This window comes from Xanthobacter flavus, assembly GCF_017875275.1.
In the GTDB taxonomy this organism is placed as follows: domain Bacteria; phylum Pseudomonadota; class Alphaproteobacteria; order Rhizobiales; family Xanthobacteraceae; genus Xanthobacter; species Xanthobacter flavus_A.
Window position 1 is genome coordinate 3541970 of record NZ_JAGGML010000001.1, and the last position, 16492, is coordinate 3558461.

General features: G+C 69.7%; 13 protein-coding genes and 1 other RNA gene. 6 read left to right on the forward strand and 8 right to left on the reverse strand.

Going from position 1 to position 16492, the window contains the following annotated elements; all coding sequences use genetic code 11:
* Positions 1-17: 17 nt before the first annotated feature.
* From ssrA to J2126_RS16840, 4 genes are all read left to right on the forward strand, one after another.
* Positions 18-382: a transfer-messenger RNA gene (gene ssrA / locus J2126_RS16825) on the forward strand.
* Between the two features lie 139 nt (positions 383-521).
* Positions 522-1094: an SspB family protein gene (locus J2126_RS16830; protein ID WP_209488034.1), complete on the forward strand. Its 573-nt coding sequence runs from the start codon at positions 522-524 to the stop codon at positions 1092-1094.
* A gap of 17 nt (positions 1095-1111) precedes the next feature.
* Positions 1112-2377: a flavin monoamine oxidase family protein gene (locus J2126_RS25820; RefSeq protein WP_209488035.1), complete on the forward strand. Its 1266-nt coding sequence runs from the start codon at positions 1112-1114 to the stop codon at positions 2375-2377.
* Entirely contained in the window at positions 2374-2895 is a 522-nt protein-coding gene (locus J2126_RS16840) for a dihydrofolate reductase (RefSeq protein WP_209488036.1), read from the forward strand. The genes J2126_RS25820 and J2126_RS16840 overlap by 4 nt, the downstream gene beginning before the upstream one ends.
* A gap of 12 nt (positions 2896-2907) precedes the next feature.
* Here the strand turns inward: J2126_RS16840 and J2126_RS25825 are convergent, their stop codons facing one another.
* Together J2126_RS25825 and J2126_RS16850 are read right to left on the reverse strand one after the other, a co-directional pair.
* Positions 2908-6897 (reverse strand): AsmA family protein, encoded by a 3990-nt coding sequence (locus J2126_RS25825; RefSeq protein WP_209488037.1) that lies wholly within the window; start codon positions 6895-6897, stop codon positions 2908-2910.
* Positions 6898-6960: 63 nt separating this feature from the next.
* The gene (locus J2126_RS16850) at positions 6961-8373 is read right to left on the reverse strand and encodes an FAD-binding oxidoreductase (protein ID WP_209488038.1); all 1413 of its coding nucleotides are present in this window, start codon (positions 8371-8373) and stop codon (positions 6961-6963) included.
* Positions 8374-8579: 206 nt separating this feature from the next.
* Between J2126_RS16850 and J2126_RS16855 the strand changes: the two genes are divergently transcribed.
* Positions 8580-9089 (forward strand): thioesterase family protein, encoded by a 510-nt coding sequence (locus tag J2126_RS16855; protein WP_209488039.1) that lies wholly within the window; start codon positions 8580-8582, stop codon positions 9087-9089.
* A gap of 197 nt (positions 9090-9286) precedes the next feature.
* On the forward strand, positions 9287-9481 hold the full coding sequence (locus J2126_RS16860; RefSeq protein ID WP_209488040.1) for a hypothetical protein: 195 nt from the start codon (positions 9287-9289) through the stop codon (positions 9479-9481).
* 21 nt (positions 9482-9502) lie between these two features.
* On the opposite strand, the gene J2126_RS16865 is transcribed toward J2126_RS16860, so the two are convergent.
* From J2126_RS16865 to J2126_RS16890, 6 genes are all read right to left on the reverse strand, one after another.
* On the reverse strand, positions 9503-10414 hold the full coding sequence (locus J2126_RS16865; RefSeq protein WP_209488041.1) for a 50S ribosomal protein L11 methyltransferase: 912 nt from the start codon (positions 10412-10414) through the stop codon (positions 9503-9505).
* A gap of 10 nt (positions 10415-10424) precedes the next feature.
* A complete protein-coding gene (locus J2126_RS16870) occupies positions 10425-11699 on the reverse strand; it encodes a GGDEF domain-containing protein (protein ID WP_209488042.1) in 1275 nt (424 codons plus the stop codon).
* A gap of 105 nt (positions 11700-11804) precedes the next feature.
* Entirely contained in the window at positions 11805-14288 is a 2484-nt protein-coding gene (locus J2126_RS16875; protein ID WP_432445343.1) for an ATP-dependent helicase, read from the reverse strand.
* Between the two features lie 66 nt (positions 14289-14354).
* Entirely contained in the window at positions 14355-14588 is a 234-nt protein-coding gene (locus J2126_RS16880; RefSeq protein ID WP_209488043.1) for a hypothetical protein, read from the reverse strand.
* Between the two features lie 71 nt (positions 14589-14659).
* On the reverse strand, positions 14660-15046 hold the full coding sequence (locus J2126_RS16885) for a cupin domain-containing protein (protein ID WP_209488044.1): 387 nt from the start codon (positions 15044-15046) through the stop codon (positions 14660-14662).
* Positions 15043-16473: an MFS transporter gene (locus J2126_RS16890; RefSeq protein ID WP_209488045.1), complete on the reverse strand. Its 1431-nt coding sequence runs from the start codon at positions 16471-16473 to the stop codon at positions 15043-15045. Before J2126_RS16890 ends, J2126_RS16885 begins: the two co-directional genes overlap by 4 nt.
* Positions 16474-16492 lie beyond the last annotated feature (19 nt).

The window sequence follows — 16492 nt, forward strand, 5'->3', positions numbered from 1 at the left end:
GCACATTCTGCCCCACGCCCCTTTCATCGGCCGGCGGCGCCGCCTATATTCATCGGGCCGGCGCAAGTCGGCTATGGCGATAAATCGGTGTTGGAATAAGCCTTTCGGACCCGGGGGCGGTACCCGGCGCCTCCACCAAAGCCCGTTTTCCCTGCGTGGGAGGCGGGCTCCGGCGGGGGCGAAATAGGATCGACGAGGGTGTAAAGAGCATTCTTTCGCTCGGCATTGTACCGCCGTTATCGGGCTAAACCTATAGTTGCGAATGACAACTATGCTCCGGTTGCTCAGGCCGCGTGAGCGGTTTGACGATCGAAATCAAAGTCCTACCGGGTAGCACTGGATAGGCGGGGTTCGGAGGCACCTGGCAACAGAAGCCTCCACTTCCCTCCCGACCGGCCGAAGGAGGGAAGCGTGCTCCCTCGCTCGTCCTTTCGGCCGTGGCGCCACCGGTTTTGCGGTGCCGCCCGGAAGGTCTCCGGAGCCTGGTTCGTCATCAGGCCGGAGGGGACTTGAGCGGGCACATGACGGTCGATCACATCCGCTACGATCTTCTCGCGCAGGAGGCCCTGCGCTCCGTGGTGCGCCGCGTGCTCACCGACGTGGCCAAGACCGGCCTGCCGGGAGACCACCATTTCTTCATCTCCTTCGACACCCGTGCCCCCGGCGTGCGGTTGTCCCAGCGGATGCTCGAGAAGTATCCTGAGGAGATGACCATCGTTCTCCAGCACCAGTTCTGGGATCTGATCGTCACCGAGACCTCGTTCGAGGTCGGCCTCTCCTTCGGCGGCATTCCCGAGCGGTTGCTGGTGCCCTTCACCGCCCTCAAGGGCTTCTTCGACCCCGCGGTGAAGTTCGGCCTCCAGTTCGAGACACTCACCGCCGATGCGGATGGGGAGGAGACGGACGACGCCCCGATGGAGACGCCCGTCTCGGCAAACGGCCCTGCCTCCAACGCGCCGTCCCCGCTCAAGCCTGCGCCCGGCGCCGCCTCCGAGCCGGCCCTGTCCAGCGCGACCGCCGCCGCCGAGGGTGAGGACAAGCCCGCCGCCGGCGCGCAGGTGGTGCAGCTCGACGTTTTCCGCAACAAGAAGTAGCCGGCCGGACCCCGCCAGTGTCCTCACAGACCGACGTGGTGGTGATCGGGGCCGGTGCCGCCGGCCTTGCCGCCGGGGCGCGGCTGAGGGCGGCGGGCATTCCCTTCGAGATCATCGAGGCCGCGCCGGTCGCGGGTGGCCGGGCTGCCACCGACACAACCACCCTCGGCGTGCCCTTCGATCTCGGCTGCCACTGGCTGCACGACGCGCGGGACAATCCCTTCACCGCCCTCGCGGAGACGCATGGCTTCCGCGTCGGACGCGGTGCCCCGGTGCGGCGGCGGCTTTTCCTCGGTGATCGCTTTTCCACGGACGCCGAGAAGGATGCTGCCGATGCGGAGGTGGATGCCGTTTTCGACGCCATCTATGCCGCCGGCCAGGCAGGCCGGGACATTTCCGCCGCCGAAGTCATGCGCGCGCAGGGATCGGGCCGCTACGGCGTCCTCGCGCGGCACTGGCTGGAACTGATGTCGGCCGCCGGGCCTGCGGACATCTCGGCCGTGGACTTCGCGCTCTATCGCGACACCGACGACAATTGGCCGGTGCTCGACGGCTATGGCGCGCTGGTGCTGGCGGTGGCCGGCGACCTGAAGGTGACGCTTGGCTGTCCCGTCCGCCGCATCGATCGCAGGGGCCGGCGCCTCGCCATCGAGACGGATCGGGGCACCATCGCCTGCCGGGCGGTGGTGGTCACGGTGTCCACGGCGGTTATCGCCGCCGGCCGGCTCGCTTTCGATCCCGCCTTGCCGCCTGATCTCGCGGAGGCGTTCGCCGCTTTGCCGCTGGGCTTTGCCGAAAAAGTGGCGCTGCTGTTCGAGCGGGATATTTTCGGCGTGCCGGAGCGTAGCGGTTTTGATGCGGTGGACCTCGCCCGACCCGAGCGGGCAGGCGCCTCGGTCATGCTGCGGCCAGGCGGCGCGTCCGCGGCGCTCGTGCATGTGGCGGGGCCGGAGGCGCAGGCGATGGCAGGCGAGGGGCCGGATGCGCTGGCCGACTTCGCCCTCGGCATCCTGGCCGCCACCTTCGGCGCGGACGTGCGGCGCCATGTGGTGCGGCACCTGACCACCGATTGGTCAGGAATGCCCTTCATCGGCGGCGCCTATTCCTGCGCGCTGCCGGGCCGGGCCCATCTGCGCGCGAAGCTTCACGAGACGTTTGACCCCCGCATCGTCTTCGCGGGGGAGGCGCTCGGCGGCCCGGCTTTCTCCACCTGCCACGGCGCGCACATCTCCGGGATCGCGGCGGCCGAGACCGCCCTCGCACAATTGGAGCATGCCGCATGAGCGCGACCCGCCATCCCCTCGCGCTCGTGGTTGCGGTGTCGCGGAACGGCGTCATCGGCGTCGGCGGCGGGCTGCCGTGGCGTCTGCCGTCGGACCTGAAGCGCTTCCGCGCCATTACCTGGGGCAAGCCGCTGCTGATGGGGCGGCGCACCTTCGAGTCCATCGGCAAGCCGCTGCCGGGGCGCACCTCGGTTGTGGTCAGCGCTGATCCGACCTTCACGCCGCCGGAGGGCGTGCTGAAAGGTGCTTCGCTCGGGGAAGGGCTCGCGCTGGCGGACGATGCTGCGGACGCCATGGGCGCGGACGCCATCATGGTGATCGGCGGTGAACGGCTGTTTCGCGAGACGCTCCCCATCGCCCGCTGGCTGCACCTCACGGAGGTGGATGCCGCACCGGAAGGCGACGTGCTTTTTCCCGCCTTCGACCGCAGCCAATGGCGCGAGACCGGACGCGAGGGGCCGATTCGGGGCGAGAAGGACGAAGCCGCCTTTACCTATGTGACGCTCGAACGGGCCTGAGCGGCCCGCTCGTCACCGCGCGCCCACGAGACCCGGCGGACGCGGCAGGTCGCCGAAGCCCGAGGTGGGCGGCAACTGGCCATCGGTGGGTGCCGGCACGCTGAAGCGCGGCGGGGGCGGCGGCTCCGCCCGGTCGGTGCGGCGCGGCGCCGGGGGCTGCGCGGCGGATTGAGGCGTCTGGCGCACCACGGGCTGGCGCCGGGGCTCGGACGAGGGCTCGGGCGTCGCACGGCTTTCCTGCTGGCGCTCAGGCTCGGTGCGGGCCGGCGCCGCCTGATGGGTCTGGCGGGATTGCGCGTCGCCCGGGGTGGCGGTGCCGGCGGTACCGGAGGCGGTGGGCACGCCGAAGCCGGCCGGCACGTCGCGCCGCTCGATCTCCTGATTGCGATCCACCGCGCGCGGCACCGGCACGGGTGCGGGCTGCGGGGCTGGTGCGGGCGTCGCCACCGGAGCTGTGGGCGCAGCCGCCACGGGTGCGGGAACGGGCGCAGGCGCCGGGGCCGGCGCGGGTGCCGGTGCAGGCGCGGTCACGGCCGGACGGGGGGCGGGCACGGCAGCGGGAGCGGCGGGCGGGTTCGCCGGCTGTACCGCAGCGGGTGCCGGAGCCGGAACGACCGGCGCAGGCGAGACCGACACCGGCGCGACGGGCGCGGGGGACGCAGGCGCCGTCGCCGGCTCGGGGGCAGGCGCGCCGCCGCGCTGGCGCTCTTCCAGGCGACGGGTTTCGCGCTCGATGGCGCGCATGGCGATGACGCTGGTGGCGGCCGCCGCGCTCACCCGCCGCTCCGGGCCGGCCACGGGCCCGCGCCAGGAAATGGCGCCGCCGGGCACACCGCCGGCGCCTTCGGCGCCTTCAAGGTCGATGCCCGCGTCAAGGACGAGGCGGGACAGATCGAGGCTTCCGGAGAGGCCCACGCGCACATTGTCCGCCGTGGTACGGGCGGGGGAGAGGCGGGCGACGCCATTCACCACACCCAGCGTCGATTCCACGAAGGCGAGCTTGAGCGGCCCCTTGGCGAGCGCCCGGTCCAGCATCTGCGCGGTGCGGCGCTCGTCGGGCGGCGGTGAGAGGGGCGCGGCCTCGGCCAGCACCGCATCGAGGGCGGCGGGGCTAGCGGTCTCGATCACGAGATCGCGCACGCCCAGCGTGCCCTGCCCGGAGAGGCTCTGCACGATGGCCTGCACGCTGCGGCCCGAGCCGCCGAGATCCAGCAGCAGGTTCACGCGGCCCTTCGGCGGGGTGCGGGCGCCGGAGGGGCCGATCAGGGCGCCGGCATCAACCTGTTCCAGCACGAGGCGGCCGTCCGCCTGGATGAGATCGTTCTGCCGCTTCAGGCGGAGCGAGGCGGCCACGCGCCCGCCGCCGAGGCTGCCGGAGAGGTCCCGCAGGTCGAAATCCGTACCGTCGCTGACCAGCACGAGCCGGCCCTTGTCCAGCGCATAGGGGCCGAGGGCGGCGATGCGGCCGGCGGAAAGTTCGAGATTGAGGCCGATGCCGCCCGCCGCCGGGGCGGCGAGACGGGCGTTGCTCCACAGGCCGGCCGGGCCGTTCTCCGCCCCGGCGCGGGCGGCGAACATGCCGAGGATGCGCGGCACAGAGAGAGAGTCGAACGCGAGCTTGCCCGAGAGGCGCGGCACCGCGCCGGGCTCGAACTCGACGCTGCCGGAGACCGGCGCAGCCGCCAGCGAGCCGGTCAATTCGCCGAGGCGCCATGCGCCAGCGCGGCGGGAGAGGGTGAAGGCGAGGGCGGTGGGCACCGGCCCTTCCACGGCGGCGGAGGCCTGCGGCAGCAGACGACCGAGGTCGGCGCCGTCCACGCGCATGGAGAGGTTCGGCACGATGCTGCCGCCGGCGAGGCGGGCGGTGCCCTGCGCCTGCGCCGTGAGGTCGGCGAGGGTGATGCGGCCACGCACCTGCGCCTCGTCCTGCGTCAGCGGCTCGACGGAGAGTTCCACATGGGCCGGGCCGAGCCTTTGGCCGAGCCCGTCCACGCCGAGAACCGCGAGCGCGCGACCGCCGTCCGTCGCGTCCGCCTTCAGGGCGATGCGCAAGGGCACGCCGGCCGTGGTGCGGGCGAAGGACGCGTCGCCCGAGATCTGTCCGAGCGTGCCGGCGATGGTGACGTTGCGCCCCCCGGCCTCGGCCCAGACAACGGTGCTGGTGAGCTTCACCGGCGAGGCGATGGGCAGGAGGTTGCCGATGACCTGCGCCGTCTCCTCGCCGGCCAGAAGCCGCGCCACGGGCACCAGCCCGTCAGCCTTGGCGCCGGAAGCGGCGATGTTGAACTCGCCGCGGGGCGTGGTGGAGAAATTCTCCATGCGCCCCGCCCCCTCGATGCGCAGGCCGGCGAAATCGTCCATCACGATGCGGGCGAGGCGCCAGTTGCCGCCGGTGGCGGAGCCTTCCATGTTCAGCCCGCGCAGCGGCAGGCCGGAGAGGGTCAGGTTGCGCCCGTCGAGCACCACCTGCCCATCGGCGCCCCCGCCCACGGCCGCCGAGGCGGTTTGCACGGCGGCGATCAGCGGGTCGAGGTCGAAGCCGTCCAGCGAGAGGCGCAGGTCGAGCTTGGGCGGCGCGTTGTCCGGCAGCGCGGCCGAAGCCGAGCCGCGCACGCGGCTGGCGGCGAAGGTCGCGTCCAGCATGTCCACCGCGATGCGCGACGGCCCGGCGGTGACGCGGCCGGAAATCCGCACCGGCCCCTTCGCTGCGGCCACATAGTCGCGCGGCGCAGTGGGCGCGGCCCAGCGCAGGAAGACGGCCGGGTCGTCGGCGGAGAAGGAGACATTGCCGTCGAAGCCGCCGCCCCCATTGGCGCGGGTCGGCATGCCGGAGAGGCGGAGTGCGGCCTTGCCGGGCAATTGCGCTTCGGCGCTGTCCACGCGCCAGCCGGCGGCCGAGCCGGAGATATCGGCGCGCACATCACGCACCATGGTGCCGCCGAGCACGAGCTGCTCCACCGAGAGGCCGATGCGCGAGGCGATGTCTGGCGCCGGCAGCGCAGCGACGCCGCCAAGGAAGCGCGCGAGCGAGGCGGCCGGGCTACCGCCGCCGGCATCCGCATCCTTCGTGCCGGTGGCGGCGCGCACCGCGTCGATGTCGAGGCTGCGGGCATTCAGCACCGCGTCGAGGCCGATGGCGCGGCCGAGGGCGAGGCGCGCGGAGCCGGTGATCTGCGCCGGGGTGGCCGAACCGCCCAGCGCGAGGTCGAGGCTTTCCGCCAGCACCGCCTCGGGGCTGGCCTTGAGCGTGCCGGAGAGCTGCCAGGCCTCCGCGCCGTCGCTGGCGTGGCGGGAGAGGGTGGCGCGGCCATCGAAGCGCGGCTTGGCGCCCGCGACGTTCAGGCTGCCGTCAAGGTCGAGGGCATAGGGACGGGTGCGCCCGTCCAGCACTATGCGCAGCTTGCCGGTGCCGTCCTCGCCGATCTTGCCGAGGGTGGAGCGCACTGCGAACCGAGCCTCCCCGGCCTGCACCTCGCCATCCAGGCGGAAGGGGCCGACGAGGGAGCGCGCCTCGCCCTTGAGGTCGAGGTCGTCGATGCTGACTCGGTGATCGGAGGCGCGGTCCAGCAGGTCGAGGCTGCCGTCCTCCACCTCCAGCCGGGCGATGGAGAGTTCCGCCGCCCGTCCGGCTCCGGTGGGCATGGCGACACGGCCGGCGCTGTCCAGCACCACGCGGATCTGCGGCTTGCGCAGGGTGACGCCGGTGGCCTGGATGTCGCCGCGCATCAGGGCGCCGAGGGAAAGCTCTGCCGTGAGCTCCTTTACCGTGCCGCCGGTGGACACCACGTCGCCGAGGGTCACATCGCGCAGCACGATACGGGGCGCGGGCAGGATCTCTGCCTCGATGGGTCCGCGGATGACCACGGGCAGGCCCAGTGTGCGGCCCATCTCGGTCTCGAACGTGCCGCGCCACTGGTTCCAGTCCACCACGAACGGCGCGGCGAAGGCCGCGCTGATCGCGAGGACTATCGCCGAGGCGAGGCTGATGAGAATGCCCTGCACACGCGTCTCCCGATGAGGCCCCCATCATAAAGGGCCGCTTAACCCTATGCGCAGGGATTGCGATCAGATCGCGACGATTTTTCCCGGATTCATGATGTTTTTGGGGTCGAGCGCCCGCTTGATGGCCCGCATGGCCTCGAGGGCCGCCGCGCCGTGCTCGCCTTCCATGTATTTCATCTTGCCCTGGCCGACGCCATGCTCGCCGGTGGAGGTACCGCCCATGGCGAGGGCGCGCTCGACAAGCCGCTTCATGTAATGCTTGGCCTTGGCGAGGTCTTCGGGGTCGTCCACGTTGACCATCAGCGTGGTGTGGAAATTGCCGTCGCCCACATGGCCGACGATGGGGGCGATGAGGCCCATCTCCACGATGTCGCGCTTGGTCTCCATCACGCACTCGGCGAGGCTGGAGATGGGCACGCACACGTCGGTGGCCACCGCCTTGGCGCCCGGCCGCATGGGCAGGACGGACCAATAGGCGTCGTGCCGCGCCTGCCACAGCTTGGTGCGCTCTTCCGGCTTCACCGCGAACACCGAGGGGCCGCCGCCATATTCGGCCGCCAGCTCGCCGAAGCGATCGGCCTGCTCGTGGACGCTCGCTTCCGTGCCGTGGAATTCCAGGAACAGGGTGGGAGTCTCGGCCAGCGCCAGCTTGGCGTAAGCGTTGGAGGCCTTCACCTGCTCCTCGTCCAGAAGCTCGATGCGCGCCACCGGTATGCCGCTCTGGATGGTGGCGATCACCGTGTTGCAGGCGGCCTCGATGCTGGGGAAGGGGCAGACGGCGGCGGAGACGGCTTCCGGGATGCCGTAGAGCTTGAGGGTGATCTCGGTGATGATGCCGAGCGTGCCCTCCGCACCCACATAGAGGCGGGTAAGGTCATAGCCAGCGGAGGATTTGCGCGCGCGGGTGGCGGTGGTGAGGATCTCGCCGGTGGGGGTCACCACCTTCAGAGACAGAACATTGTCCTTCATGGTGCCGTAGCGCACCGCATTGGTGCCCGAGCAGCGGGTGGAGACCATGCCGCCCAGCGAGGCGTCGGCACCGGGATCGATGGGGAAGAACAGGCCCTGGTCCCGCAACTCCTCGTTCAGCCGCTTGCGGGTGACGCCGGGCTCGATCACGCAGTCGAGGTCCGCGGTATTTACCGAGAGGATGCGGTTCATGCGCGAAAGGTCGATGCAGATGCCGCCGAAGGGGGCGTTCACATGGCCTTCCAGCGAGGTGCCGGCGCCCCACGGGATCACAGGGACCGAAAGCTCGTCGCAGATGCGGACCACAGCCTGCACATCTTCGGTGCATTCAGCGAAAATAACGGCGTCTGCGGGCTCGTTGGGCAGATAGGTCGTCACGTTGGCGTGCTGTTCCCGCACGGCCCGGCCCGTAACGACCTTGTGATCCAGTTGCGCCTGGAGCCGTTCCACGGCCTGAGCGATGCGAGCGGGCGTTGCACTGTCGGATTTCGCGGCTGCGGCAAGCATTTACAAATCCTTAACCTTTGTCTGCGCTGCCCGGGCCGGTCGCCGGGCGTGCAAAGTTGGTTTGAACCGTTTTAGGAGCAATTTCGACTTGACAGTGACTTTTTTGATTCGGTCGCTCGCCCCTTTTTCGGGGTGACGGATGCCTCCTAGCACGGCACAGTGCTTCCACAAGCGGCAAATTCTGAAACCACCGAAGCGAGGCGGCCATGCTAGACCGAATCGACTTTGAACCCGTGTTTTTTGCCCCGTTCGTCTCCTCCTCCATGAAGGTGGAGAGCGACTGGATCGACTATAACGGCCATCTCAACGTGGCCTACTACACGCTCATCTTCGACCGGGCCCTGGACGAGGCGCTGTGCCTGCTGGGGCTTGGTCCGGCCTATGCCCGAGGGCGGCGCGCATCCTTCTTTACCGGAGAATCCCACATCCGATACGCGCGGGAACTCGCACCCCAGTCTCCCGTCCGCGTCACCATGCGGCTGCTCGACTATGACGAGAAGCGCCTCCACCTCTTCCAGTCGCTGCATCATGCCACCGAGGGCTGGGTGTCCGCCACGTCGGAGCAGATCACGCTCCATGTGGATCTCGATACGCGGCGCGTCGCGCCCTTCCCGGACGACGTGCTGGAGCGGATCGCCACCATGCGCGCCGCCCATGCGGGGCTGCCGCCGCTGGACGGGGTGGGCCGCAAGGTGTCCATGCCTTCCCGGTCCTGAGCGGGAGATCGGCGGCCGAGGCGATAGCGCCCCGCCGCCCCGTCCCGGCGTCGCTCGTTTGCTGCCTAAATATCAACCATGCCTTTACCGTGCGCTCCGCGCAGGGCTGGCATGCCGGACACGAAGTTCTGGTGCGCTGCACAGAGGACTATATTGCACTGCGATAGAGCCCCGTTGGGCCAGTGCAGGAGGCCTCCATGAGCGCCGTTACTTTTTCTCCCGACACCCTTTCGCGCAACACCCGCGCCGCCGCCCCCAAGGCCAGCAAGACCGCTGGCGGCAAGGGCTTCTTCGCCCGCCTGATGGACGCGATCATCGCCGCCCGCATGGAGCAGGCCGAGCGCGAGCTGTCCCGCTATGTTCAGCTCAACGGCCGCGACCCGCTGAACTGAGCCTTTCCCAAAGACGTCCCCTCATCCGCGCGGCCGGCCCGACCGCGCGGCGAGGGTCAGGGTGGCCCAGCCCTCGATATGCCGCTGGCTCACGAGGTGCAGCCCCTGCGCCCGGTACGCCGCCAGAGCGGCAGGCACTTGCGCGGTGAGCAGACCCGACAGGACAATGCGTCCCCCCGGTGCCAAGAGCGAGGCCAGCGGACGCGCCAGCCGCTTCAGGGGCGGCAGCAGGATATTGGCGAGGATCAGGTCGTAGGGCCCGTGGATGCGGATTGCCCGCGCCCCCGCGCCGGCCGCATGCACCATGCGCACGCCCGGCGCCTTGTTGGCCGTCGCATTGGCCTTGGCCGTGCGCACCGCCACGATATCGATGTCGCTTCCTACAATTTCTGTGTGAAACAGGCGTTCGGCCGCGATGGCGAGCACGCCCGTTCCCGTGCCCACGTCCAGCACGCGCCGCGGCCGTCCCTGTCGCGCGGCCTGGACGATCGCGTGCAGGCAGCCCTGCGTGGTCCCGTGGTGGCCGGTGCCGAAGGCCAGCGCGGCCTCGATCTCAATGCCAATGCGATGCGGGCCGACCCGTCCGCGATCATGGGCGCCATGCACCACCACCGGGCCGACCGCGACCGGCGCGAGGCCTTCCAGGCTCGCAGCCACCCAGTCCTTCTGCTCGATCTCGCCGAACCTGACGGCGGCGGCCATCTCCGGCCCGGCCGCGATCTCCACCAGCTCGCGCAGCATGTCCGCGTCGAAGGCGGCGCCGGCATAGACCTCCACCACCCAGTCGTCGTCCGTCCGCTCGAAATTGGCCACGGCCACCTCGGCGGGGTCGAACGTCTCCGAGATCAGGTCGGCGATGCGCTGCGCCTGCCGGCGTGGCGCCTCGACCCGCATCACATGGGTGGCGTCGTTGGGGGGGAGGCCTTCGAGCATGGGGAAAACGTCATCCGTTGTCGCTGCGGCCGCCGTCGCCCGTCGCTCCCGTCACGCGGTTGCGCCCGGCGGCCTTGGCCGCGTAGAGGCGCTTGTCGGCCGCTTCGAGCAGTGCCGTCAAGGTCTGGCCGTCCTCGGGCAGCGTGGCGACGCCGATGGACAGGGTCTGTTGCCGGACGCCGTCCGGCAACGCCAGCGCCGTCACGCTTTCGTTGAGCATGTGGGCGAGCGTAACCGCCGAGACATGGGACACGCCCGGCGCCAGCACCGCGAATTCGTCGCCGCCATAGCGCACCACATGGTCCGACTGCCGAAGGCTCTCGGAGATGGCGCCCGCCAGCTGACGCAACACCGCGTCGCCGGTGGCGTGGCCGTGGAGGTCGTTGACCTCCTTGTAGTCGTCCACGTCGACCAGAAGCACGCTCATGGGGCGGCCGGTCTTACGGGCAATGGCGACGAGGTCGTGGCCCAGCGGCTCCAGCTGGCCGCGGTGGAGAACGCCGGTGAGCGGATCGAGCCGGGAAGTCACCTCCAATTGCTCGTAGCGCTGGCGGTAGGTGAGGGTATCGAAAACGTCGGCGATGCGCGGGCGCTGCGGATCACCCGCCATCTCGAAGCGGTCGAGATAGAGCGCGAGCATGAGGGCATAGAGGCCCGCCGCCACCATCTTGCCCACCCAGCCGCCAATGCCCGCCGACAGCGGCACGTCGAGCGCGAAATGCAGCACGCCGAAGAAGCCCACCTGATCGAAGGTGAGCACCAGCGCCAGCGTCGCCCAGATGACCGCTACCGGATAGCGCTTCACCCGCGACGAGAGGCGCTCATAGAGGAGGATCATGGCGATGGAGTCGATGAAGAGCAGCAGTGTGCTCAAAACCGCCAGCGCGCCGAGCTGGTCCATGAAGGCGATGTCCGCCGGCGCGCCGGGGGCCGGTACGACGTGGTGCTGGCGCAGCAGGAAGACGAGCGCCAGCAGCACCAGATTGCCGAGGAACAGCCCATAGATGGGCTGGCGCGCCACCAGCGCATCCTCGCGAATGTACACGAGCAGCAGAAGCGCCAGCTTTCCCGAGAATAATACCACAGAACCGGGGGACAGGGAGACCGAGAAGGGCAGCTGCACGTAGTAAGCGGCAGCGAGATACGTCTCCATGAAATGGAGAGATCCCAACGCGCAGAAGAACACGCCGATGCCCAGCGTCCCGCGCAGGCGGAACAGCGCGAGCATGGCGCCGAAATACACCAGCATTTCGGCGCCGAGGAGGAGGATGTTGAGTGCGATCATCGCTCTGGGTCTGCAGCGCGGGCGACGCTAGGAAAAGATCGGGGCGGAGATGAAGGATGCCCGGCCGGCATGAGGCGCCCTTCATCGTCGCCCGCGAATTTTGCGTCAGGCCTTCTCGACGAAGGTGTCCACCACCCTCTTCTCGCCGGCCTTGTCGAACTGCACGGTCAGCTTGTTGCCGTCGATGCCCGTGACCTCGCCATAGCCGAACTTGATGTGGAACACCCGCTCGCCGCGCTTGAAGGCGGACGAGGGGGCGGACGAGGACGCCACCAGCGTGCCCTCGATCACCATCGGCCCGCGCCGCGCCGACGCGCCGGCATCATAGCGTCCGCCGCGCTCGGAGAAGCCGCCACGCCCGCCGCCTGTGTCGGACCGCCCGCGCTGGGTCTGCGCCCGCTGCCAGCCGGGGGTGGAGTAGGAGGAGGCGGCGAAGGGCTCCGCCCGGTCAAACCGGCTCTGGCCGTAGCTGCCGCCGCCGCCATAGGAGGAGCCGCCCCAGCCCATGCCACCCCGGCTTTCCTCGACCCGCACATGGGCGTCGGGCAGCTCGTCGAGAAAGCGGGAGGGGACGGTGGAGTTCCACATGCCATGGATGCGCCGGTTGGAGGCAAACCAGATGCGGGCGGAGGCGCGGGCGCGCGTGATGCCCACATAGGCGAGCCGTCGCTCTTCCTCCAGCCCCGCCTTGCCTTGGTCGTCCAGCGCGCGCTGGTGGGGGAACAGGCCTTCCTCCCAGCCGGGCAGGAAGACGGTGTCGAATTCCAGCCCCTTGGCGGAATGCAGCGTCATCACCTGCACCGCATCCTCGCCGGCGCCGTTGTCCACGTCCATCACGAGGGAGATGTGCTCGAGGAAGCCGGGCAGGTTCTCGAACGGCTCCATGGAGCGTACCAGCTCCTTGAGGTTTTCCAGCCGGCCGGCCGCCTCGGCGGAGCGGTCCTTCTGCCACATCTCCGTATAGCCGCTCTCGTCCAGCACGATCTCGGCGATCTCGGTGTGGGACAGGGTGCGGGCCTGCTCGCGCCAGCGCTCGAACGCCTGGATGAGCCCGCGCAGGGTGCCGCGCACCTTTGGCTTCAGCTCCTCGCTCTCGGTCAGCACGCGCGCCGCCTCCTGAAGCGGGACGCCGGCGGCGCGGGCGACATCGTGGATCTGCTTCACCGTGGCATCGCCGATGCCGCGCTTGGGCACGTTGACGATGCGCTCGAAGGCGAGATCGTCGGCGGTGGAGTTCACACAGCGCAGATAGGCCAGCGCATCGCGGATTTCCGCCCGCTCGTAGAATCGCGGGCCGCCGATGACGCGATACGGCATGCCCAGCGTGACGAAACGGTCTTCGAACTCGCGCATCTGGAAGGAGGCGCGGACCAGGATGGCGATCTCGGACAGGCGATGCCCGGCGCGCTGCAGCGTCTCGATCTCCTCGCCGACGGCGCGGGCCTCCTCGCCGGAATCCCACGCGCCCGTCACGCTGACGCGCTCGCCCTCGTCGCCTTCGGAGAACAGCGTCTTGCCGAGCCGCCCTTCGTTATGCGCGATGAGATGGGCGGCGGAGGCGAGGATGTGGCCGGTGGAGCGGTAGTTGCGCTCCAGCCTGATGACCTTGGCGCCGGGAAAATCGCTCTCGAACCTGAGGATGTTGTCCACCTCGGCGCCGCGCCAGCCATAGATGGACTGGTCGTCGTCGCCGACGCAGCAGACATTCTTCGAGCCCTGCGCGAGGAGGCGCAGCCAGAGATATTGCGCGACGTTGGTGTCCTGATACTCATCCACCAGCAGATACTTGAACCGGCGGTGGTATTCGGCGAGCACGTCCGAGTTCTCGCGGAACAGCCGGATGCCTTCCAGCAGCAGGTCGCCGAAGTCTACCGCGTTCAGCGCCTTGAGCCGTGCCTGATAGGCGGCATAGAGCATGCCGCCCTTGCCATTGGCGAAGACGGCGCCCTCGCCCGGCGGCACATCCTTCGGCGACAGGCCACGGTTCTTCCAGCCGTCGATGGTGGCCGCGAGCAGCCGCGCCGGCCAGCGCTTCTCGTCAATGTTCTCGGCGGCGAGGAGCTGCTTCAGCAGGCGGATCTGGTCGTCCGTGTCGAGGATGGTGAAGCCCGACTTCAGTCCCACCAGCTCGTGGTGGCGGCGAAGAATGCGCACGCCGATGGAATGGAAGGTGCCGAGCCAGGGCATCCCCTCGATCTGGTCGCCGACCATGCCGTGGATGCGGTCCTTCATCTCCCGCGCGGCCTTGTTGGTGAAGGTCACCACGAGGATCTGCGAGGGGAAGGCGCGGCCGGAGGCGAGGATATGGGCGACGCGGGCGGTGAGCACGCGGGTCTTGCCGGTGCCGGCCCCCGCCAGCACCAGAAGCGGACCATCGAGCGTTTCCACCGCCTCGCGTTGCTCGGGATTAAGGCCGGCGAGGTAGGACGCCTGCGGCCCGGCGGGCGCGATGGCGGCGCGCGCCCGCGCGGCGATGCCGCCGGGTTTCAGGCCGGGAAGCTCTGGCGCTCCGGCGGGATCTGGCCCGGGCCGACGCGGGGATTCAGGCGGTCTCAATGCAAAAGGTCTCGGTGCGCGTGATTCGCTCAAGGGAACAAAATGGCATCGCACGCGCCGGATTGCGAGCTTGGCCGTGCTGCGGCCAAGGCCCGTCCGTCACCTGAGCAGTTCGACGGTGCCCTCCCGCCGCCAGGTCCGCGCCCTCAGCCGGGGCGCCAGCCACCAGGACAGGGGCGCAGATACCACCGCCGATCCGATCACCACGAAGGGCATGAGGCTCATGGCCTCGCGCGCCAGCGGCGACAGCAGCAGCGCCAGCAGGCCGGCGAAGAACGTGACCGCCTGGATCATCATGAAGCACATGGCGGCGAGTTGCAGTCGGATCGACATGGCGAACCTCCTTCCGAAACATGGTCTCGAAGAGGGCAACCTGCGTGCGGGCCGGCGGTTCCCGGTGCATGTCAGGTTCCGGCGAGGTCGGCCGCTGCATCGGGAAGGGCGGGCGAGGCCTTCGCGGCCTCGTCGTGCGCCGGAGGCAGATGCACGACATAGAACTTCCGCACTGCCGTCACGCTCTTCCAGATCCCCTTGAAGCCGGACGGGATGACGAAGGACTCGCCGGCGACGAATGTCTCCGTGTGCCCGGAAGCGTCGGTGAGTTCGACCGTGCCTTCGATGAGGACGCAGAACTCGTCCTCGTCATAGCTCACCTGAAGCTCCGACGGCGCGGAGGCCCAGAAGCCGGCGGAAAAAGCGCCGGTGCGGTCCTGATACCATTCATGCACGGTCGTCGCCGCATTGAGATCGAGCGGCGGATTGGCATCGAAGCGGATGGAGCGGATGGTCATGGGTCCCTCCCTGCGCGCCCGGCTGACGCTTCGGCGCCATCCTTCGCCTGTCCGCCGTCCGCCCGCAAGGGCGCGCGCACGCCTGCGACAAGAACGGCGCCCATTCCGAAGAAGACGACCAGCACCGCCACGCCCGCGCGCTGGCTCTGGGTGAGGGCGGTGACGATGGCGACCGTGGTCGGCGCCGCGAACGAGGTGATCTTGCCGGAGAGGGCGAACAGGCCGAAGCATTCGCCGATATTCTCCGGCGGCGCGAGGCGCACCAGCAGCGTGCGCGAGGCGGCCTGCAGCGGGCCGGCCACCGCGCCGATGAGGAGGCCGAAGCCCACATAGACCTTCTCCGGCAGCGTGCCGTAGAGCCCCGTCCCCGGCGCAGTGGGCACGAGGCCGAACAGGATCGATCCCCGGTCCACCGAGAGCAGGCCGACGCACGCGAAAAGCAGCGCGAGGAGCGCGCCGAGGATGACCACGCGCGGGCCGAAAGCATCGTCCAGCCAGCCGCCCGCCAGCGCTCCGGCCGTTCCGGTGATGGTCAGCAGAATGCCGAAGATGCCGATCTCGATGGAGCCCCAGCCGAAGGTGCCGGCGGCATAGATGCCGCCGAAGGCGAACAGGGCGACGAGCCCGTCCGCGTAGATCATGTTGGCGAGGAGGAAGCGGGCGAGGGGCGGGCGCGCCTTGAGCTTCGGCACCAGCCCGCGGATTTCCCCGAAGCCCTTGGCGACCGCCGCGCGGAACGCCAGACCTTTCGCGCGGTCGGGCACGAACAGGAACATGGGCAGCACCAGCACCGCGAACCACAGGGCGGTCAGGGGGCCGGAGAAGCGGTCCCCCTCGCGGGTCGCCGCGTCGAGCCCGAGCGCCGGCGGCAGGCCGATGAGGGTGAGGCCCGTCTCCGGCGCGGTGGAGAAGAAGCAGAGCATCAGCGCCAGCGACACCAGCCCGCCGAAATAGCCCGCCGCCCAGCCGATGCCGGAGAGACGGCCCAGCCGCTCCGGCGGCACGAGGTCCGGCATGATGGCGTTGTTGAAGACGGTGGCGAACTCCACCCCGATGGTGCCGATGGCGAAGGCGGCCAGCACCAGCGGGATGCGCGCGGTATCCCCCGGCACCGCGAACCACAACAGCGCCGCGCCGGTCATCAGCATCAGCCCGAACGCCGCGATCCATGGCTTGCGCCGTCCGGAGGCATCGGCCACCGCGCCGAGGATGGGCGAGCAGATGGCGATGACAAGCCCCGCCGCCCCGGTGGCGAAGCCCCACAGGCTCTGCCCCTCGGCCGGTGTCGGCGCCACGGCGGAGGCGAAGTAGGGCGCGAAGATGAAGGTGGTGATGAGGGTGAAATAGGGCTGGCAGGCCGGATCAAACAGGATCCACCCCGCCACGGCCCGGCGTGGGAGGCGGGAGGCGGGCCGGGAGGAGGACAAGGGGCGCGATCCGCAATGG

Excerpts from the sequence above, each read along its gene's own strand:
- J2126_RS16855 (WP_209488039.1), top strand. The coding sequence starts at position 8,580 with ATGCTAGACCGAATCGACTTTGAACCCGTGTTTTTTGCCCCGTTCGTC.
- J2126_RS16865 (WP_209488041.1), bottom strand. The coding sequence starts at position 10,414 with ATGCTCGAAGGCCTCCCCCCCAACGACGCCACCCATGTGATGCGGGTC.
- J2126_RS16830 (WP_209488034.1), top strand. The coding sequence starts at position 522 with ATGACGGTCGATCACATCCGCTACGATCTTCTCGCGCAGGAGGCCCTG.
- J2126_RS16850 (WP_209488038.1), bottom strand. The coding sequence starts at position 8,373 with ATGCTTGCCGCAGCCGCGAAATCCGACAGTGCAACGCCCGCTCGCATC.
- J2126_RS16860 (WP_209488040.1), top strand. The coding sequence starts at position 9,287 with ATGAGCGCCGTTACTTTTTCTCCCGACACCCTTTCGCGCAACACCCGC.
- J2126_RS16840 (WP_209488036.1), top strand. The coding sequence starts at position 2,374 with ATGAGCGCGACCCGCCATCCCCTCGCGCTCGTGGTTGCGGTGTCGCGG.
- J2126_RS16885 (WP_209488044.1), bottom strand. The coding sequence starts at position 15,046 with ATGACCATCCGCTCCATCCGCTTCGATGCCAATCCGCCGCTCGATCTC.
- J2126_RS16880 (WP_209488043.1), bottom strand. The coding sequence starts at position 14,588 with ATGTCGATCCGACTGCAACTCGCCGCCATGTGCTTCATGATGATCCAG.
- J2126_RS16870 (WP_209488042.1), bottom strand. The coding sequence starts at position 11,699 with ATGATCGCACTCAACATCCTCCTCCTCGGCGCCGAAATGCTGGTGTAT.